The organism is Streptomyces sp. YPW6, from assembly GCF_018866325.1.
GTDB lineage: Bacteria > Actinomycetota > Actinomycetes > Streptomycetales > Streptomycetaceae > Streptomyces.
On the sequence record NZ_CP076457.1, the window covers coordinates 934195 to 953594 of the forward strand.

The 19400-nt window shown below is 73.6% G+C and carries 18 protein-coding genes and 1 pseudogene; 6 read left to right on the forward strand and 13 right to left on the reverse strand.

The genetic code is table 11. From position 1 onward, the window contains the following. Positions 1–42 precede the first annotated feature (42 nt). Both KME66_RS04120 and KME66_RS04125 read left to right on the forward strand, forming a co-directional pair. The gene (locus KME66_RS04120) at positions 43–1431 is read left to right on the forward strand and encodes an MFS transporter (protein WP_216319023.1); all 1389 of its coding nucleotides are present in this window, start codon (positions 43–45) and stop codon (positions 1429–1431) included. A gap of 88 nt (positions 1432–1519) precedes the next feature. After that, positions 1520–3409, forward strand: coding sequence for a GAF domain-containing protein (locus KME66_RS04125; protein ID WP_216319026.1), 1890 nt, complete (start codon positions 1520–1522; stop codon positions 3407–3409). Positions 3410–3479: 70 nt separating this feature from the next. On the opposite strand, the gene KME66_RS04130 is transcribed toward KME66_RS04125, so the two are convergent. Beyond that, positions 3480–3884 carry a (2Fe-2S) ferredoxin domain-containing protein gene (locus KME66_RS04130; RefSeq protein ID WP_073229083.1) on the reverse strand — a complete coding sequence of 135 codons (405 nt, stop codon included), beginning with the start codon at positions 3882–3884 and terminating at the stop codon, positions 3480–3482. Between the two features lie 374 nt (positions 3885–4258). Between KME66_RS04130 and KME66_RS04135 the strand changes: the two genes are divergently transcribed. Then, positions 4259–4843, forward strand: coding sequence for a TMEM165/GDT1 family protein (locus KME66_RS04135; protein WP_073229087.1), 585 nt, complete (start codon positions 4259–4261; stop codon positions 4841–4843). A 53-nt stretch (positions 4844–4896) separates the two neighbouring features. Here the strand turns inward: KME66_RS04135 and KME66_RS04140 are convergent, their stop codons facing one another. The 9 genes and pseudogenes from KME66_RS04140 to KME66_RS04180 all read right to left on the reverse strand — a co-directional run bounded on the left by KME66_RS04140 (position 4897) and on the right by KME66_RS04180 (position 13810). Next, a complete protein-coding gene (locus tag KME66_RS04140) occupies positions 4897–5415 on the reverse strand; it encodes a methylated-DNA--[protein]-cysteine S-methyltransferase (protein WP_216329080.1) in 519 nt (172 codons plus the stop codon). Between the two features lie 21 nt (positions 5416–5436). Beyond that, entirely contained in the window at positions 5437–6909 is a 1473-nt protein-coding gene (locus KME66_RS04145; RefSeq protein ID WP_216319029.1) for an AlkA N-terminal domain-containing protein, read from the reverse strand. A gap of 190 nt (positions 6910–7099) precedes the next feature. Continuing rightward, the gene (locus tag KME66_RS04150; RefSeq protein WP_216319032.1) at positions 7100–8008 is read right to left on the reverse strand and encodes a DJ-1/PfpI family protein; all 909 of its coding nucleotides are present in this window, start codon (positions 8006–8008) and stop codon (positions 7100–7102) included. A gap of 7 nt (positions 8009–8015) precedes the next feature. Beyond that, on the reverse strand, positions 8016–8618 hold the full coding sequence (locus KME66_RS04155) for an isochorismatase family protein (RefSeq protein ID WP_073229102.1): 603 nt from the start codon (positions 8616–8618) through the stop codon (positions 8016–8018). 225 nt (positions 8619–8843) lie between these two features. Next, the gene (locus KME66_RS04160) at positions 8844–9380 is read right to left on the reverse strand and encodes an O-acetyl-ADP-ribose deacetylase (protein WP_216319035.1); all 537 of its coding nucleotides are present in this window, start codon (positions 9378–9380) and stop codon (positions 8844–8846) included. Between the two features lie 98 nt (positions 9381–9478). Beyond that, positions 9479–10897, reverse strand: a complete 1419-nt coding sequence (locus KME66_RS04165) for an NAD(P)/FAD-dependent oxidoreductase (RefSeq protein ID WP_216319038.1) — start codon at positions 10895–10897, stop codon at positions 9479–9481. A gap of 256 nt (positions 10898–11153) precedes the next feature. Beyond that, a complete protein-coding gene (locus KME66_RS04170; protein WP_073229112.1) occupies positions 11154–11999 on the reverse strand; it encodes an inositol monophosphatase family protein in 846 nt (281 codons plus the stop codon). A 201-nt stretch (positions 12000–12200) separates the two neighbouring features. Then, positions 12201–12545 (reverse strand): annotated as a pseudogene (locus KME66_RS04175) (gamma-glutamyltransferase); the annotation flags it as partial. A gap of 299 nt (positions 12546–12844) precedes the next feature. Beyond that, positions 12845–13810, reverse strand: coding sequence for a LysR family transcriptional regulator (locus tag KME66_RS04180; RefSeq protein WP_216319041.1), 966 nt, complete (start codon positions 13808–13810; stop codon positions 12845–12847). Between the two features lie 104 nt (positions 13811–13914). Between KME66_RS04180 and KME66_RS04185 the strand changes: the two genes are divergently transcribed. Then, positions 13915–14610, forward strand: a complete 696-nt coding sequence (locus tag KME66_RS04185) for a type 1 glutamine amidotransferase domain-containing protein (RefSeq protein WP_216319043.1) — start codon at positions 13915–13917, stop codon at positions 14608–14610. A 24-nt stretch (positions 14611–14634) separates the two neighbouring features. Here KME66_RS04185 and KME66_RS04190 read toward each other — a convergent pair whose 3' ends face one another. Together KME66_RS04190 and KME66_RS04195 are read right to left on the reverse strand one after the other, a co-directional pair. After that, positions 14635–15003, reverse strand: coding sequence for a Zn-ribbon domain-containing OB-fold protein (locus KME66_RS04190; RefSeq protein WP_073229122.1), 369 nt, complete (start codon positions 15001–15003; stop codon positions 14635–14637). Between the two features lie 125 nt (positions 15004–15128). Further along, positions 15129–15836, reverse strand: coding sequence for a TetR family transcriptional regulator (locus tag KME66_RS04195; RefSeq protein ID WP_216329083.1), 708 nt, complete (start codon positions 15834–15836; stop codon positions 15129–15131). A gap of 167 nt (positions 15837–16003) precedes the next feature. Between KME66_RS04195 and KME66_RS04200 the strand changes: the two genes are divergently transcribed. Both KME66_RS04200 and KME66_RS04205 read left to right on the forward strand, forming a co-directional pair. Next, entirely contained in the window at positions 16004–16789 is a 786-nt protein-coding gene (locus KME66_RS04200; RefSeq protein ID WP_073213573.1) for an electron transfer flavoprotein subunit beta/FixA family protein, read from the forward strand. Positions 16790–16856: 67 nt separating this feature from the next. Next, on the forward strand, positions 16857–17819 hold the full coding sequence (locus tag KME66_RS04205; RefSeq protein ID WP_216319048.1) for an electron transfer flavoprotein subunit alpha/FixB family protein: 963 nt from the start codon (positions 16857–16859) through the stop codon (positions 17817–17819). A 66-nt stretch (positions 17820–17885) separates the two neighbouring features. On the opposite strand, the gene KME66_RS04210 is transcribed toward KME66_RS04205, so the two are convergent. Next, positions 17886–19331, reverse strand: coding sequence for a lysine N(6)-hydroxylase/L-ornithine N(5)-oxygenase family protein (locus tag KME66_RS04210; RefSeq protein ID WP_216319052.1), 1446 nt, complete (start codon positions 19329–19331; stop codon positions 17886–17888). Positions 19332–19400: the final 69 nt, after the last annotated feature.

A 19400-nucleotide genomic window follows, 5' to 3' on the forward strand; every position in this document is an offset into this window, starting at 1 on the left:
CCCCGTCCCTGACCGTCCGCCAACGAATCGCGGTGACTCACCATGGGTTCCCCCCGTTCCGCTCCGCCCGGCACCAGCCGCATCGGCCGCATCGTCGCGGCCAGCCTCGTCGGCACCACCATCGAGTGGTACGACTTCTTCCTCTACGGCTCGGCCGCCGCGCTCGTGTTCAACTCGCTCTTCTTCCCCAGCAGCGATCCGCTGGTCGGCACCCTGCTGGCATTCCTGACGTACGCGGTCGGCTTCGCCGCCCGTCCGCTCGGCGGGATCGTCTTCGGCCACTACGGCGACAAGATCGGCCGCAAGAAGCTGCTCGTGCTCAGCCTGCTCATGATGGGCGGCGCCACCTTCGCGATGGGCCTGCTGCCCACCCACGCGAGCATCGGGGTGTGGGCGCCGATCCTGCTGACCGTGCTGCGCCTGGTGCAGGGATTCGCGCTGGGCGGCGAGTGGGGCGGCGCGGTGCTGCTCGTCTCCGAGCACGGCGGCGACGAGCGGCGCGGCTTCTGGGCCTCCTGGCCGCAGTCCGGTGCGCCCGGCGGCAATCTGCTGGCGACCGGTGTCCTGGCGCTGCTCGCGGCCGTCCAGTCCGACGCGGCGTTCCTCGCCTGGGGCTGGCGCATCCCGTTCCTGCTGTCCGGCGTCCTCGTCATGATCGGCCTGTGGATCCGGATCTCGGTGGAGGAGTCCCCGGTCTTCCTGGAGGCACAGCGCAGGTCGGCCGAGGCGGCCGCGCAGGGCGAGAAGGAACAGCCTCCGGTCGTCGAGGTGTTCCGCAAGAGCTGGCGCGAGGTGCTGCTCGCGATCGGCACGCGCTTCGGCGAGAACATCTCGTACTACATCCTCACCGCCTTCCTGCTGGTCTACGTCACCGCGCATCTGGAGATGTCCCGGAGCGACGCGCTCAACGCCGTCCTGATCGGCTCCGCGGTGCACTTCGTGGCCATCCCGCTGTGGGGCGCGCTCTCGGACCGGCTGGGCCGCCGCCCGGTGACCCTGATCGGCGCGGTCGGCATGGCGGTGTGGGCGTTCGCGTTCTTCGCCCTCCTGGACACGAAGTCGTTCCCCGTCATCGTCCTCGCGGTCACCCTCGGGCTGCTGCTGCACGGCGCGATGTACGGTCCTCAGGCGGCGTTCATCTCGGAGATGTTCGACACGAAGGTCCGCTACTCGGGCGCCTCGATGGGCTCTCAGCTCGCCTCGATCATCGGTGGCGCCCTCGCCCCGCTGATCGCGGTCGAACTGCTCAAGGACTACGAGTCGTCCGTCCCGATCTCCCTCTACCTCTGCTTCGCCTCCCTGGTCACCGCGGTGACGGTCTGGGTGGCCAGGGAGACCCGCGGCCGCGACCTGACGAAGGACGGCGTGGACCGTTCCGTCCCGGCCGCGCCGGCCGCGGCCGTCCAGGACTCGGTCCCTCTCGGCCGCTGATCCCCGCCCTCCCGCGCACCGCTGCGTACGGTGCGCGGGAGGGCTGTCCCCGTTGCCCGCTCGGCCCCTCCCGGGAGGCGATCACCGTATGCTCACCGGCGTGACACGCCCCGCCCAGCACTCCGCGCCCGCCCTGCGCAGGCTCCTCGACCTGCTGGCGCAGGGTGCGGCGGCCGAGGAGTTCGACCGGCCGGCCGCCGACGCCCGGCGGGCCGGGGCCTCCTCCGCCGAGCTGGCGGAGATCGCCGAGGCCGCCGCCGTGGCGCTGCGCATCCGGCGCACGCTCGGCCAGCACCGGGTGCGGGAGGCACAGCTCACCGCCCTGTTCGACACGGCCAGCGACCTGGCGGCCCTGCGGGACCTGGACGCCGTGCTGCGGGCCATCGTCCACCGGGCGAAGCTGCTGCTCGGCACGGACGTCACCTACCTCTCGCTCAACGACGACGCCGCGGGCGACACCTACATGCGGGTCACCGACGGTTCGGTGGCCGAGGCGTTCCAGAGGGTGCGGCTCGGGATGGGCGAGGGGCTGGGCGGGCTGGTGGCGCAGACCGCCCGCCCGTACGCGACCGGGGACTACCAGGCCGACACCCGGTTCCACCACACGACCACCATCGACAGCGCGGTCCTGGACGAGGGACTGCGGGCGATCCTCGGCGTACCGCTGCGCCTGGGCGCCCGCGTCATCGGTGTGCTGTACGCGGCCGACCGGTCGCCCCGTGAGTTCACCGCGACCGAGGTGGCGCTGCTGTCCTCCCTGGCCGACCACGCCGCGATCGCCATCGACGGGGCCCGGCTGCTGGAGGAGACCCGGGCCGCGCTGGTCGACCTGAACGCCGCGTCGGAGACCATCCGGACGCACAGCGAGGCGATGCGCCGCGCCGAGGAGGCCCACGACCAGCTCACCGATCTCGTGCTCCGGGGCGGCGGCGCCGACGACGTGGCGGCGGCGCTCGCCGACATCCTGGACGGCGGGATCCTCATCCATGACGCGGACGGCGCCGAGCTGGCCCGGGCCCGCGCCGAGCCGCTGCCGCAGCCGATCTGGGCGGTGTCGGCCTCCCGGGCGCGGGGGCGGGCGGTTCCGGTGGACGGCACGTGGGTCTGTGCCGTCCTCGCCGGGCCCGAACTCCTCGGCTCCATCGCCCTGACCGGCCGGGCCGGGCTCGCGGACGCCGACCGGCTGCTGTTCGAGCGGGCCGGTGTCGTCACCGCGCTGCTCATGCTGCTGCGCCGCTCGGTGGCCGAGACGGAGGACCGGGTCCGGGGCGAGCTGCTCGCGCGCACCGGTGACCCGGGGACCCTGGCCGCGCGCGCCCGCCGGCTCGGCGTCGATCTGAACCGCCGCCACAGCGTGTTCGTCGCCCACAGCGAGGTGGCCCCCCGCCACCGGCTGCTGGCGGCGTCCGCCCGCAGCGCACAGGCCCTCGACGGGCTGGCCGGGCTCCACCACGACCAGGTGGTGCTGGTCGCGCCGTCCGGCACACCGGGGCCGGCTGCCCAGGCGCTCGCCGCCGAGCTGGGCCAGGCGGTCGGCTTCCCCGTCACGGTGGGCGCGGCGGGCCCGGCCACGGGTCCGGCCGAGCTCTCCGACGCGCACCGCGAGGCCGGCCGCTGCCTCTCCGCACTGCGTGCGCTGGGCCGCACCGGGAACGGCGGGGCCGTCGACGACCTGGGGTTCATCGGCGTGCTGCTGGGCGACCAGGCGGACCTGGGAGGCTATGTCCGGCGGATGCTGGGGCCCGTGCTCGACTACGACAGCAGGCGGGGGACCGATCTCGTCACGACGCTGGACGCCTATTTCGCCGAGGGCGCGAGCCTGACCCGGACCAAGTCCCTGCTCCATGTGCACGTGAACACGGTGGTGCAGCGGCTGGAGCGCATCGGCCGGCTCCTCGGAGCGGACTGGAACACGCCCGCCCGCACACTGGAGATCCAGCTGGCTCTGCGGCTCCACCGGCTGACGCAGGGCCCGTGAGGGGCCGCGTCCCTCCGGCGGGCGGGACCCTCAGCCGTCCAGGCCACCGAGACCCGGGCGGGCGGGGCGCTCAGCCGTCCAGGCCCGCCGAGACCCGGCGGGAGGGCTTGAAGACGTACAGGTCGAGGATGTCCGGCGCGTCCGCGAGCCCCGGGCCGCCGGCCGCCGCCCAGGTCACGATGTCCTGCTCGGCGTGTTCGTCGTTGACCAGCCCCAGCCACACCGGCCTGCCTCCGGCCCGGCGCCCCTCGGCGGAGGGCTGCACGACGATCACGTTGCCCTGCTCGCAGGCGTCGAGGCACTCGACCGCCCGTACGGTGGCGGCGCCCCGGAGCCCGGAGCGCAGCCGGGACAGCTGGGCCGCGTGGTCGACGCCCGGGATCTTCTCGGTGCCGCAGCAGCAGCCCCGGCAGACGCTGACGGTGGGGCGGCCGGCGCCCTGGGCGGGCACGTCCTTGCGGGGGCGGCGGCTCATCAGGGCACTTCCCGTCGACGAGAGAGGGTGAGGTGGAGTGAGGACCACCGCCGGTCCGGGTGATCACCCCGACTCTACCGAGGCGTCCGCCGTTCGAACACCAGCACCCTCGCCAGGTCGGGTGGGGTATCGTTGACGGCTGCGAAGGGGAGTAGCCCCGCAAACCGGTCGTCGACACACTGGAGCCCTCGGGTTCCCGGTGGCCGGGCCTGTGGATCCTGAGAGGGATCCCGGGCGGGCGAGACCTTCGGTCCTGTATGACACGCCCACGCCCTGTGGGCGCTGCCGTCATGCCGGGCCGAGTGGTCCTCCGAAAAGCCCGTACGGCGCTTCGCGAAGATCCGGGGCCCGGCTCGCACAGAAAGCCACCCGGAATGCATCTCGACCTTCTGGCGGTCATCACGGCCTTCGGGCTGATCTTCCTCGCGGAACTCCCCGACAAGACGATGTTCGCCTCGCTGGCCATGGGAACGCGGATGCGGCCGCTCTACGTGTGGTTCGGCACGTCGTCCGCCTTCGTCGTGCACGTCGCCATCGCCGTCGGTGCGGGCAGCCTCATCGGGCTGCTGCCCGACTGGACCGTCAAGCTCGTCTCGGCCTCGCTCTTCGCTCTGGGCGCGTTCCTCCTGCTGCGCGGCAGCGGCGGGGACGACGATGACGAGGCCGAGGTCAAGACGGTCACCGGCTTCTGGCCGGTCTACTCGACCGCCTTCATGGCGGTCTTCATCAGCGAGTGGGGCGACCTGACGCAGATCACCACCGCCAACCTCGCGGCGAGCAACGGCACCTGGTCCACGGCCATCGGTTCGGCTGCCGCGCTGATGTCGGTGTCGGCCCTGGCGCTGTTGGCGGGGAAGTTCATCGCGAAGCGCGTACCGCTGAAGACCGTCCAGCGCATCGGCGGCCTCTGCATGCTGGGTCTCGCCGTCTGGACGGCCGTGGAGATCTTCACCGGCTGAGCGGCGCCCGGCGGGGCGGGGGCGTGCCGGTTCCGGTGCGCCCCCGCCCGCGCTCAGAAGAGGGCCGCCGCCTCCTGACGTGTGCCGCCGCTCTCGAAGGCGAGCAGCCGCTGCTTGCGGTCGAGGCCCCCGCCGTATCCGGTGAGGCTCCCGGAGGCGCCGATCACACGGTGGCACGGGACGATGATCCCGACCGGGTTCTTTCCGTTGGCCAGGCCGACGGCCCGCGAGGCGCCCGGCTTGCCGAGTTCCGCGGCCAGTTCGCCGTACGTCCGGGTCTCGCCGTACGGGATCCTCAGCAGCGCCGCCCAGACACTCCGCTGGAACGGGGTGCCCGCGAGGGCCAGCGGGAGGTCGAAGGCGGTGCGCTCTCCCGCGAAGTACTCGCCGAGCTGCCGGACCGCTTCGCCGAAGGGCTCCGGGTCGGGTGCGCCGAAGGATTCCTCGGGCGGGCGGTGACGCTGTCCGGTCATGTAGAGGGCCGACAGGACGCCGTCGGTGGCGACGAGCGTCAGGGGGCCGTAGGGGCTGTCGACGACGGTGTGCCGCTGGGCCGGGGCCGTGGACGTCATGGGGGTCACGGAGCAACTCCTTCAGGCGGGCAGGTGGTTGATGGGGTGGTCGTCCACCGTCCAGAGGTACTGCACGGCGTACGCCCGCCAGGGGCGCCAGTCGGCGGCCCGCGCGGTGAGGGCGGCGGGGGTGGCGGGCAGGCCGAGCCGGCCGGCCGCGCGGCGGATGCCGAGGTCCGTGGGGAGGAAGGCGTCGGGGTCGCCCAGGGACCGCATGGCGATAGATTCGACGGTCCAGGGGCCGAAGCCGGGCAGCGCGGCCAGTTCGGCGCGCGCCCGCTCCCAGTCGCTGTCGGTGTCGAGCCGCAGCCGGTCCTCCGCGAGGGCGGCGACGAGCGTGGTGAGGGTGGTGCGGCGGGTCCGCGGCAGCGCGAGGGTCTCCGGGTCGAGGTCCGCCAGCGCCGCCGGGGCAGGGAAGAGGTGGGTGAGCCCGCCCTCGGGGTCGTCGACCGGAACGCCGTGCGCGGCGACCAGCCGGGCCGCGTGGGTGCGGGCGGCGGCGGTGGAGACCTGCTGGCCGAGCACCGCGCGTACGGCGAACTCCGCGCCGTCCACGGTACGCGGCACCCGGCGGCCGGGACCCGCGTCGACCAGCGGGGCCAGCAGCGGGTCGGTGCGCAGCAGGGCGTCGACGGCGACCGGGTCCGCGTCCAGGTCGAGGAGCCAGCGGCAGCGGCTGATGGCCCGGGTGAGGTCGCGGGGGTCGGTGAGGGACAACCGGCAGGCGATGTGGCCGGGCTTCGGGGTCAGGGCGACGACGCCCTGACCGTACGGGAGGGTCAGCGTGCGCCGGTACGCCCCGTCGCGCCACTCCTCGACGCCGGGGACCGCGGTCGCGGCGAGGTGGCCGAAGAGGTTGCCGGGGTTGAGCGGCGCGCGGTACGGCAGGCGCAGCGCGATGACGCCGGGTACGGCGGTGGTGCGCGGACCCCGTGCGGCGCGGGTGCGCAGGTCGCCGGGGGCCAGGGCGAAGACCTCGCGGACCGTCTCGTTGAAGGTGCGGATCGAGGCGAATCCGGCGGCGAACGCCACCTGGGCCATGGGCAGGTCGGTCGTCTCGATGAGGAGACGGGCGGTCTGCGCCCGCTGGGCGCGGGCCAGGGCCAGCGGTCCGGCGCCCAGCTCGGCCAGCAGCTGGCGTTCGATCTGGCGGGCGGAGTAGCCGAGCCGGGCTGCGAGTCCGGGGACGCCCTCGCGGTCGACGACCCCGTCCCGGATCAGGCGCATGGCGCGGGCGACGGTGTCGGCGCGCGCGTTCCATTCCGGGGACCCGGGGCTGGTGTCGGGCCGGCACCGCTTGCAGGCCCGGAATCCGGCCTGCTGGCAGGCGGCGGCGCTGGGGTAGAAGGTCATGTTGCGGGTCTTGGGCGGCACGACGGGGCAGCTGGGGCGGCAGTAGATCCGGGTGGTGAGGACCGCGGTGAAGAACCAGCCGTCGAAGCGGGCGTCCTTCGACCGGACGGCCCGCACGCAGCGCTCGGTGTCGGTGTGCATGGTTCCAGGATGGTTCACCGGTCAGGGGCTTGACTGGCGGAAATCCGACACGGAGGTCCTGGGGCCGCCGCCCGTGGGCCGGTACGGGAGCCGGCTGCCTGTCCGGGGCCGTCCGATCACCTGCCGCGGTCGGGCCGCGCGGGCGCTCGGGCGGCCACGGCTGCGCCGGGGGCGGGGTGTCGCTGTCCGGTCAGGCCGCGCGGGCGCGGAGGCGGCGCAGCATGCGGGGGTCCTCGAAACCGACCGAGCGGGCGGCGGCGTCCATCGTCGCGCCGTGGCCGATGAGGTGTTCGGCGCGTTCGAGGCGGAGGGTCTGCTGGTAGCGCAGGGGGGTGAGCCCGGTGGCGCGGCGGAAGAGGCGGGTGAGGGTACGTTCGCTCACGCCGACGGCCGAGGCCAGGGCGGGCAGCGGAAGCGGCTGGTCGAAGCGGGCGTCGATGAGGTCCTGGGCGCGGTGCACGGTGTCGACGAGGTGGGACCGGTGCCGGAGCATCTCGCTGGACTGGGGTTCATGGCCGTTGCGGCGGGTGTGGACGACCATCTCCCGGGCCACCTTGGCGGCGGCGGCCGGGCCGTGCCGGGTCGCGACCAGGTGCAGCGCCAGATCGATGCCGCTGGCGATGCCGGCCGAGGTGACCACCCGGTCGTCAGCGGTGAACAGGACGTCGCGGACGAGCACCGCCCGGGGGTGGCGCCGGGCCAGTTCGTCCTGCACGTCGTGGTGGGTGGTGCAGTGGCGGCCGTCGAGCAGGCCGGCCCGGCCGAGCGCGTCGGCTCCGGCGCAGACGCTGGCCACCGTCCCGCCCCCGGCGTGGTGGTCCCGGAGGACCTGCAGGGAGGCGTCGCCGATGGCAGGGGCGCCGGCCGGGGTGGAGGTGCGCCAGCCGGGCACGACGATCAGATCGTCGGGCCCGAGGTCGGGCCAGTCGGTCCCGGCCGCCAGCGGCAGCCCCTGGGCGGTGAGGACCTGTGGCTGCTCGGCGACGTAGGCGAGCGTGTAGGGGTGCCCGAAGTCCGCGGCTGTCGAGAAGACCTGCGCGGGTCCGGCCAGGTCCAGCAGATGGACTCCGGGCACCAGGAAGAAGACGATGCGGCTCACGATTCGGTCATTGTGCCGGAAGACCTGCCGCGGCCTCCAGCTGGTCGACCGTCGCGATGGTGGCGAAGCGTCCGGCGAGGGCGTACTCGGTGCGTCGGACGACCTCTGCGGCGGGCAGCGTGCGGGGGTCGGCCAGCAGTTCGGCGACGCTCCGGCCGGCGGGGGCGTCGCGGTGCGGGATGGGGTTGGTCGCGGTCGCGTCGACGACGAAGGTGACCTGGTAGCCGAGGTCGCTCGCGACGCGCGTGGTGGTCTCCACGCACTGCTCGGTGCGGATGCCGCAGACGGTGAGTTCGCGGATGCCGCGCTCGGTGAGGAGCTGTTGCAGGTTGGTGGTGGTGAACGCGTTGTGGGACGTCTTGTGGATCAGCGGCTCCCCGTCCGCCCGCTCCAGTTCCTCCATCAGCCGGACATGGCCGAGGGCCGGGTCGAAGACGTCACCGGTGCCGGGCTCGGAGTGCAGGACCCACACCACCAGGTCCCCGGCCCGGCGGGAGAGCCGGACCAGTCGGTTCACCTGGTCGGCGATCCTCAGGTCGGAGGTGGTCTCCCACAGCGGGCGGGCCCGGAAGGACTCCTGGACATCGATGACGACGAGTGCTCGGTTCATGTCCCCAAGCCTGAGCCGCGCGGGCGGGGCGCGACAGGCCGCATCGGGTCCGGCAGCGGACCGATCCGGTCAGCGGCAGGACCGGCGGTGCGGGATCGCGTCGCGAGGACGCCGTGAGGCGGGAGCCCTCGGGGTGGAGGGTCACGCCGATCGCCCGGTCGTGGGCGGCCGGGCCGCCCTGCCGCCGCGGAGCCCGCCGGGACCGCCTCCGCGGCGGGTGCGGACTCAGCCGCGCATCGCGAGGACTTCCTCGAACTCCACGTACGCGTGCGCGTCGAAGAGTACGAAGCGCACCTCCTCCACCGGCTCCACGGTCTCCGCCAGGACCGTGCGCACCGCGATCCGGGCACCGTCGTCCATCGGCCAGCCGTAGATCCCGGTGGAGATCGCCGGGAAGGCGATCGACTTGGCCCCCAACTCGGCTGCCAGACGGAGGGATTCGCGGTAGCAGGAGGCGAGCAGGGCGGAGCGGTCCTGGGCGCCGGAGAAGACCGGGCCGACCGTGTGCACGATCCACTGCGCGTCGAGGCGTCCGGCGGTCGTGGCGACGGCCTGCCCGGTGGGCAGCCCCTTTCCGTAGTGCGAGGCGCGCAGTTCACGGCAGGCGGCGAGGATGTCGGGGCCGCCGCGCCGGTGGATGGCGCCGTCGACTCCGCCGCCGCCGAGCAGCGAGGAGTTGGCCGCGTTGACGATGACGTCGACGGACTGGTCGGTGATGTCGCCGCAGACCAGGCGTACGGCGGGAGAGACGGAGGAGCTCATGCGGACATCATGCCGCGCGCCGCGGCGCTGTGCCGCCCGGTCGGGGCGACCCGCCGGGCGCGCCCCGGTGCGCTCCGGTCCGAGGGCGGGCGGCTGCTTCAGGAGGCCGCCCGCAGGCGCCGCCACGCGGCCCTGGCGGCGTGGTGACCGGACATGCCGTGCACCCCCGGTCCGGGCGGAGTGGCCGAGGAGCAGAGGAACACCGCGGGGTGCGCGGTGGCGTACGGCACGCGGGCGAGCTTGGGGCGGATCAGGGTCTGGAGCCCGGCGAAGGCGCCGCACGCGATGTCGCCGCCGATGTAGTTGGCGTTGCGGGCGGCCAGTTCGGGGGGTCCGGCGACCGCGCGGGCGAGCACGAGGTCGCGGAACCCGGGGGCGAAGCGCTCCAGTTGGCGTTCGATGACGTCGGTGGCATCGCCCTCCCAGCCGGCCGGGACGTGTCCGTACACCCAGAAGACGTGGCGCCCTTCGGGAGCCCTGGAGGGGTCGGTCAGGGTGGGCTGGGCGGTGATGAGGAAGGGGGCGCTGGGGTCGCGCCCTTCGACGGCGGCCGTCAGCGCCGCGTCGATGGCGGTGGCGGTGGGGCCGATGTGGACGGTGCCCGCGCGGCGGGCCTCGGGCGCGGTCCAGGGCACGGGGCCGGACAGCGCGTAGTCGATCTTGAAGGCGGAGGCGCCGTAGCGGTAGCGGTGGTAGGCGCTGCCGAGTCCGGCGATGCGGGCGAGCGCCGAGGGGGAGGTGTCGAAGATGTAGGCGCGGGCGGGCGGCAGCTCGTCCAGCCGCTTGACCTCACTGCCGGTGCGGATCGTGCCGCCGTTCTCCCGGAGCAGGGAGGCGAGGGCGTCGGAGATGGCCTGGGAGCCGCCGCGCGGCACCGGCCAGCCGTTCTCGTGGGCGGCGAGCGCGAAGACGAGGGCGATCCCCGAGGTGGCGAAACCGCTGGTGGGAGCTATGGCATGGGCGGCGAGCCCGGCGAACAGGCCACGGGCCTTCTCGCCCTGGAAGCGGCGGGAGACCCAGGTGGCGGGCTGGAGGCCGAGCAGACCGAAGCGGGCCAGCCGGTACGGGTCGCGGGGCAGGCTCTCCCAGGGGGTGCGCAGGAAGTCGGCGGCCAGGGTGTCCCAGCGGCCGAGGAAGGGGGCCATGAGGCGGCGGTAGGCACCGGCGTCGGCGGCCCCCAGCGTCATGGCGCTTTCGCCGACGGAACGGGTGAGGGCGGCGGCCGTGCCGTCGGGGAAGGGGTGGGCGAGGTCGACCTCGGGGTGCAGCCATTCCAGGCCGTGCCGCTCCAGGGGCATCGCCCGGAACGCGGGCGAGCCGATCCCCAGAGGGTGCACGGCGGAGCACGGGTCGTGCCGGAAACCGGGGAGGGTCAGCTCCTCGGTGCGCGCGCCTCCGCCGATGGTGTCGTGCGCCTCGTGGACCTCCACGGAGAAGCCCCGGCGGGCCAGTTCGGCCGCGGCGGTCAGGCCGTTGGGCCCGGCGCCCACCACGACCGCATCGAGCATCGACGGCACCTTGGGACTCCTTCGTCGGCCGGCAGTCGGACCCCCAGCGTATGCGGACCCACCGACAGCGCGGAGGCGGACCCCCGGACCCGGATGGCGACGGGCCCGGGTCCTCGGCGAGGGCCTGGGCCCGTGCGGCGGCCCGGCGCCCGTACGGCGGCCCGGGTCCCGAACGGCGGCCTGGGTCCCATGCGGCGGGCCGGGTCCCGTCGGCGGCGCAGCCGTCGTGGCCCCGGCGCCGTCGTGGCCCCGGCGCCGGTCTGCGTCAGCCGCCCGCCCGCAGCGCCGCCAGGATCCGGTCGGCGGTGGCCCGGTCGCGGGCCGCCGTGAACGGCAGGTCGTTGCCGCCCGCGATCCGGAACGGGACGCCCGCCAGGGTCGACTGCGCGCCGCCCGCCTCGGTGACCAGGAGCAGTCCGGCCGCGTGGTCCCAGGCGTACTCCCAGTTGAACGCGGTGGCGTCCAGCTCCCCGCGCGCCACCGCCAGGTACTCCAGGCCCGCCGAGCCGCAGGGCCGGGCCGCGATGCCGTCGGTGCGCAGGCCGAGCAGGGCCCGCTTCTGGGCGTCGGTCGTGTAGTCGGGGTGCGACATCGCCACGTTCAGCACGGCGCCGGGGGCGGGTGTCCCGGAGCGTATCGGGGTGCCGTTGAGCGTGGCGCCCCGGCCGCGCACGGCGACGGCCATCTCGCCGAGGACCGGTGCGTACGTCCAGGAGGCGTGGACCTCCCCGTGTTGGGCGAGGGCGACCAGCGTGCAGAAGCCGGCCTCGCCCCGGACGAACTGGCGGGTGCCGTCGACCGGGTCGACGATCCAGACGGGGGCGTCACCGCCGAGGGCGTCGTAGACCGCCGGGTCGGCGTGGACGGACTCCTCGCCGACGACGACCGAACCGGGCAGCAGCTCGGTGAGGGCGGCGGTGAGGTGTTCCTCGGCCAGCCGGTCGGCGGCGGTGACCAGGTCGTGCGGGCCGCTCTTCTCGATGATCTCGTGGGCGGCGAGCTTCCGGTGGCGGGGCACGATCTCGGCAGCGGCGGCGGCGCGCACCGCGGCCTCGACCTCGGCGAGCGGCCCGGTGTCCCCGGCGGTCCCGTACAGGAAGTCATCGATCATGCCTCCACCCAATCACGGCCGCCCCGCGAGACGGCCGCCGGGCGGCCGAAGGCGCTGGTCAGCGAGGGGCGGAAGGCGGGGCTGGGCACCATGGGTCGAGACGGGCCGACAGCGCCGGGCGTGCGGCGCGGTTCAGCGGCCGACGGCGTACCCCTGCATACCGCGCGGGTTGGCGGCGGCGGACAGGATGCCGGTGGCGGGGTCCCCGTACCGGGCCTCACGGTCGGCCATGGCGAGTTTGCAGCCCTCGACGAGCAGGTGGACGTAGTCGGCGGAGCCGTGCGCCGGCAGGTCGTCCGGGAGCAGCGCCAACTGCTGGAGGAACGCGGGACCCTGGCTCCAGCCGCCCGCCTCGGCCAGCGTCCAGCCGTTCCAGTCGTACGTGACGGGGGCTTCGTACGACACGGACCAGCCGGCCAGGCCGGCGGCGGTGAGCGTGCAGGCGTGCCGCTCGCCGCTGGTGCCCAGGGTGAGGACCGCCGCCTGCCGTAGGAGGGCTTCGGCGACGAACCCTTCGCGCCAGATCGTGCGGGCGGCCTCGATGCGGCCACCATGCCGAAGGCGCCCTGGAGGATGGGCCGGGTGGTGAACATGCGGGCTCCCGATTCGCTGACGGCGCGCGTACGACGGTCGAGTCTGCACACAGAACGCGGCCGGGGACATCGCGCGGCGCCTTCGGTCCACGCCCGCTGAGCGAGTCCGGCGGACACCGGCTGCGCGGCCCTGGCGGGAACGCGGCGTCCTGGGCGCTGCGCCGCGTTCGAGGACGAACAGGTCCTTCGAGGTCGGAGCCGTCCTGACGGGGCGTCGGCCCCGACGGGATCGGGGGTGGGAGCCGCGGCCGCTCACCACGCGCGGGCGACCCCCGTCAGCAGATCGCGCACCCGCGCCACCTGAGGGTTGGCGGCCGAACCGGGGCGCTGCACGAGGTACGCGGTGTTGATCGGCGGGTCCTCGGGGGCGTACAGCTCGACGAGGGCGCCCGAGGCCAGTTCGGCCGCGCAGAGATAGCGCGGCAGCACCGAGAAGCCCGCCCCCGCCACCACGGCGGCGAGCACCCCGCGCAGGTCGGGCACGGTGACGGCGGCCCGGCGGTCCAGGCGGCGGCCGAAGACGTGACGCCAGTAGCGGCGGGCGATGGGCAGGTCCTCGGCGTACGTCACCAGGGGCAGGCCGTTCAGCGCACCCGGCCCCCGGGCCTCGACGTTCTCCGGCCCCCCGGTCCGGGCGGCCCAGTGCGGGGCGGCCGTCAGCACGAACTCCTCGTCCATCAGCGGCACCGCGGACAGCGCCCGGCCGCGCGGGCGGGCCGTCGCGATGACCAGGTCGTGGCGGCCCGCCCGCAGCTCGTCCAGGAGCGGATCGGTGAGCCCGGTCGCGGCGCGCAGCAGCAGCCCGTCCGCGACGAGCGGGGCCAGCGCCGGCAGCACCCGCAGGCACATCAGCTCGGCGGGGCCCGCCAGGTGGACGGGGTCGCACGGGCGGTCACCGGCCGCGACCGTGTCACCCGTGACCTCGGCGAGGGCGTCCAGCGGGGCGACGACGCGGGCCGCCAGCTCGTCCGCGTACGGCGAGGGGGTCACCCCGCGCGGCTGCCGCTCGAACAGCTCCCGGCCGACCTGCCGCTCCAGGGAGCGCATCTGGGCCGTGACCGTCGGCTGGGAGAGGCCGAGCAGCCGGGCGGCGGCGGTGAAGGAGCCCGACCGGTGCACGGCGAGAAAGGTCCGCAGCAGATTCAGATCGGCCGGCCCCGCTGGCGCGTCCGCCGGACGGCCCAGCTCCGCAAACCCATCAGGATTCTTATTCCTCATAGCTGCCAGCCTATTGGAAACCTATGGACGATCCGGCCTACCGTCGCACAGGTCAGCACATCCCGATCCCCCGAGAAACCTCTCGATCTACGGAGACGTACGACATGGCAAAGATTCTTTTCGTGGTGACCGGCGCGGACCACTGGACCCTGGCGGACGGCACGAAGCACCCCACGGGCTTCTGGGCCGAGGAGGCCGTGACCCCGTACGAGACCCTCACCGCCGCCGGTCACGAGGTCGTCGTCGCCACCCCGGGCGGCGTCGTCCCGACCGTGGACCGCGGCAGCCTGGCGCCCGAGGTCAACGGCGGCCGGGAAGGCGCCGACCGGGTCACGGCGGGGCTGGGCGCGTTCGAGGAGCTGCGACGTCCCGTCGCGCTGGAGGGCGTGGACCTGGACGCGTACGACGCGGTGTTCTACCCCGGCGGCCACGGCCCGATGGAGGACCTCGCGGTGAACGAGGCCTCCGGCCGGCTGCTCACCGCCGCCCTGGCCTCGGGCAAGCCGCTCGGAGTGGTCTGCCACGGTCCGGCGGCACTGCTGGCGGCGACCGGCCCCGACGGCGCCAACGCGTTCGCCGGGTACCGGCTGACCGGGTTCACCAACGCCGAGGAGACCCAGGCGGGCCTCGCAGAGCAGGCGAAGTGGCTGCTCCAGGACCGGCTGGTGGCGGCGGGCGCGGACTTCCAGGAGGGCGAGCCCTGGGCCCCGTTCGTGATCACCGACCGGAACCTGATCACCGGTCAGAACCCGGCCTCGTCCGCCCCGCTGGCCGCCGAACTGCTCGACCGGCTGGGCTGACCGGCCGTCCGGCCGCCCGGTTCGTCAGATCCAGTCCTGGCGCACGGGCGGCTCGCAGAGTTCCAGCACCACCTCGCCCGTCTCCGGCTCGTCCCCGGAGACGGGCCGGACGCGCGCCCCGACCGCCACGAGGTGCGGGGCCGCCCCCACGATGCGGCAGCGGAAGACGAACCCTTCGGGGAACCGCACCAGGGACTCGTTGCGCGCCGCCTCGGTGTAGCGGTGGATCACGGCGGTCCGGACGACCACGCCGTGGCCGGTGGTGCGTTCGGGCTCCAGTTCGCTGGACGCGCACACCGGGCACAGCAGCCGCCGGAAGGAGGCGGTGCCGCACCAGCGGCAGCGGTGGAAGGCAAGGCCGCACTCCTCGCGCGCCTTCTGGACGGTACCCATTCCTGTCTGGGACACGGCTCGACCCCCTGCGCTCGACTCGGACGCGCCGCACCTGCACTGCCGGCGCGTCCGCACCATATGGCACTCAGTGCCGGACCGTAAAGGCACTGAGTGCCCATTGATGCTCAGTTCTCGCCGACGGCCGCCTCGATCTGCTGCACGACACGCCACATCGGGGCGCCCTTCCGCGCGACCATCACGACCACCTCACCCTCGCCGTCACCCGGGACCGAGAGGGAAAGGGCGGGGGCTGCGGCCCCGAAGGCGGCCGGGGCGGCGGCGGGCCGACCCCAGACGTCGCGCACCAGGGCGAGCGCATGGTCGACCGCCGCCTCCGGATCACCCTCCCCGCCCGAACGCAGCCACAGCCGCAGCCCGTTGTTGTGCGCGGCGACCACGGACGCGGCGATCACCTCGGCCCGCAACGCCCCGTCGCCGTCCGCACCGAACCGGCTCCGCAGATGCCCGGCGAGGGTCTGCTCGTAGCGGCGCACCACGGACAGTTCGTACGTCCGCAGCCCCGGCACCTCCCGGGTGAGCCGGTAGCGCTGCACGGAGAACTCGGGGTCGGCCGCGTACATCCGCAGCACGATGCGCGCGGCGTCGGACACGGCCCCCACCGGATCGCCGTCGTCGGCGGCGGCCAGGAACTCGGTCATCTCCGCGAGGCACCGCTCGTGGTCCGGGAAGACCGCGTCCTCCTTCGACGGGAAGTACCGGAAGAACGAACGCCGGCCCACACCGGCCCGCGCCACGATGTCGTCCACGGTCGTCCGCTCGAAGCCCCGCTCCAGGAAGAGCTGGAAGGCCGCCTGTGCCAGCACCTCCCGCATGGGTGCCTTCTTCTGGGGTCCTCGCGCCTCGGTCATGCGGCGAAACGTAGCACCGGACGAGGCATTTTGGCACTGCGTACCTTTACAGAGGGTACTGAGTGCCATAGTCTCTTCATCAGTACGAATGACCCAGGTGGGACCACACCCAGGTAGGCAGGAGAGCCGGCGTGAGCTTGAGGATCGTTGTCTGTGTGAAGTACGTGCCCGACGCGACCGGTGACCGGCGTTTCGCCGATGACCTGACGCTGGACCGTGAGGATGTGGACGGTCTGCTGTCGGAGCTGGACGAGTACGCGGTCGAGCAGGCGTTGCAGATCGCGGACGGGGCGGACGATGCGGAGGTCACCGTGGTGACGGTGGGTCCGGAGGACGCCAAGGACGCGTTGCGCAAGGCGTTGTCGATGGGTGCGGACAAGGCGGTTCACGTCGAGGACGACGATCTGCACGGCACGGACGTGATGGGCACGTCGCTGGTGCTGGCGAAGGCGGTCGAGAAGACCGGCTTCGATCTGGTGGTGTGCGGTATGGCGTCGACGGACGGTGTGATGGGTGTGCTGCCGGCGCTGCTGGCGGAGCGTCTGGAGGTGCCGCAGGTGACGCTGCTGTCGGAGGTGTCGGTGAACGACGGTGTGGTGACCGGGCGCCGGGACGGTGACACCGCCACCGAGCAGCTCCGGGCGTCGCTGCCGGCGGTGGTCTCGGTGACCGACCAGTCCGGTGAGGCGCGTTACCCCTCGTTCAAGGGGATCATGGCGGCGAAGAAGAAGCCGGTCCAGTCGCTGGATCTGGAGGATCTGGAGCTGGACGCGGACGAGGTCGGTCTGGCGGGCGCCTGGACGGCGGTCGACTCCGCGACCGAGCGTCCGGCGCGCACGGCGGGCACGATCGTGAAGGACGAGGGCGAGGGCGGCAAGCAGCTCGCCGGGTTCCTCGCGGGCCAGAAGTTCATCTGATCCCGCACGCACGGTCCTTCCTCTCTCTTCCCCTCCCTTCTCTTCCTCTCGTCTGGAGTGCGTTGTCATGGCTGAAGTTCTGGTTCTGGTCGACCATGTGGATGGTGCGGTCCGCAAGCCCACCCTGGAGCTGCTGACGCTGGCGCGTCGGATCGGTGACCCGGTCGCCGTCGCCCTGGGCGCCGGCGCCGGGGCCACTGCGGGTGTGCTGGGTGAGCACGGTGCGGTGAAGGTCCTGACCTGTGATGCCCCGGAGTTCGCGGACTACCTCGTGGTGCCGAAGGTGGACGCGCTGCAGGCCGCGTTCGAGGCCGTCTCCCCCGCCGCGGTGCTGGTGGTGTCCTCCGCCGAGGGCAAGGAGATCGCCGCCCGTCTCGCGCTGCGGACCGGGTCGGGCATCATCACCGACGCCACCGACCTGGAAGCCGGCGACCAGGGCCCCGTCGCCACGCAGGCGGTCTTCGCCGCCTCCTACACCACCAGGTCCCGGGTCTCCCGGGGTGTTCCGGTCATCACGGTCAAGCCGAACTCGGCCGCGGTCGAGGCGGCCCCGGCGGCCGGCGCCGTGGAAGCACTGACGGTGGCGTTCGGGAAGAACGCGACCGGTACGCAGGTCACCTCCCGGACCCCCCGTGAGTCGACCGGCCGCCCCGAGCTGACCGAGGCCGCGATCGTCGTCTCCGGCGGCCGTGGCGTCAACGGCGCGGAGAACTTCCCCCTGATCGAGGCCCTGGCCGACTCCCTGGGCGCCGCGGTCGGCGCCTCGCGTGCCGCCGTCGACGCCGGCTGGTACCCGCACACCTCCCAGGTCGGCCAGACCGGCAAGTCCGTCTCCCCCCAGCTCTACATCGCCTCCGGCATCTCCGGCGCGATCCAGCACCGGGCAGGCATGCAGACCTCGAAGACCATCGTCGCGATCAACAAGGACGCCGAAGCCCCCATCTTCGAGCTCGTCGACTACGGCGTCATCGGCGACCTCTTCACGGTCGTACCCCAGCTCACCGACGAGATCAACACCCGCAAGGGCTGACCTGCCCGGTGAACGGAACGCGGCCGGGCCGCACGGTGAACCACCGCGCGGCCCGGCCGCTTTCCGTCAGCGGCGCTCTCCGGCCGGACGTGCCGACGGGTCCTGGTCGTCACGGTCCCTCTCGACACGGACCCTGTCGTCACGGACCAGGTCCTCCCGGTCGTCACGGTCCCGCGTGCCGAGGCCGAACGTGGTGAAGGCCGTGCGCTCCGGCAGCGGATAGAACTCCTTGCCCGTCAGCGCGTTGACGATCACGGCGGAACGCCAGGCGGCCAGGCCGAGGTCCGGTGTGCCGACGCCGTGCGTGTGCCGTTCGGCGTTCTGCACGAAGACGGAACCGGCGATCTCCGGTGCGAGCACGAGCCGTTGCGCCGCGTCGACCTGCGGACGCCCGGCCTCGTCGCGGACGGCGTACGGATCGAGGGCTGCGAGCAGCGTGTCCACGGGGCGCTCGCGGTACCCGGTGGCGAGCACGACGGCGTCCGTGACGAGCCGGCCCCGCGCCTCCTGCTGGCCGTGCTCGACGCTCAGCTCGATCCGCCCCGCCCCCGTGGTGGCGGCACCGGTGACCTCGATCCCGGGGGTGAGCGTGACGTCGGGCCACTCGCCGCCGAGGCTGCGCCGGTACAGCTCGTCGTGGATGTCCCCGAGCGTGTCCCCGCTGACGCCCTTGTACAGCTGCCACTGGCGAGGCAGCAGCCGGTCCCGGGTGGCCTGTGGCAGGCCGTGGAAGTAGCGGGTGTAGTCGGGGGTGAACTGCTCCAGGCCGATCTTGCTGTACTCCATCGGCGCGAAGGCCGGCGTACGGGCCAGCCAGGTCAGCCCCTCCGCTCCCTCGGGCCGGGAACGCAGCAGGTCCAGCAGCACTTCGGCGCCCGACTGGCCCGACCCGACGACGGTGATGTGGCGGGCGGCCAGCAGCCGGTCCCGCTGGGCGAGGTAGTCCGCCGAGTGCAGCACGACGGAGGCCGGGTCCCGGACCAACTCGCGCAGCGGTTCGGGGACATGGGGTGCCGTGCCGACGCCGAGGGCGAGGTTACGGGCATGGACCAGGCCGCTCGTCAGGGTCTCCCCGTCCGGGCCCAGCCGGGTGAACTCCACGGCGAACGCGCCCTGTCCGGGGTCCCAGGCGACCGTGTCGACGCGGTGACCGAAACGGGTGGAGGGCAGTTCGGTGCTCACCCAGCGCAGATAGGCGTCGAACTCCGAGCGGTGGATGTGGAAGCGCTCGGCGAAGTAGAACGGGAACAGCCTGCGGCGGATCTTGATGTAATTGAGGTACGACCAGGGGCTGGTGGGCTCGACGAGGCTCACCAGGTCGGCCAGGAAAGGTACTTGCAGGGTCGCGCCCTCGATGAGCAGTCCCGGGTGCCAGTGGAACGCGGCACGCTGCTCGTGAAAGGCGGTCCGTAGCCCGGGAACGCCGTCGGCCAGCGCGGCGAGCGAGAGGTTGAAGGGCCCTGCCCCCACCCCCAGCAGATCGAGGGGCGGCGTGCGCGGTCCGGGTGTCATCGGGTTCCTCCGGCAGGGGTCGCGGGTGCGGCGGGGATCGGCCCGGGGCGAGCCGTGCGCATCGTCGGC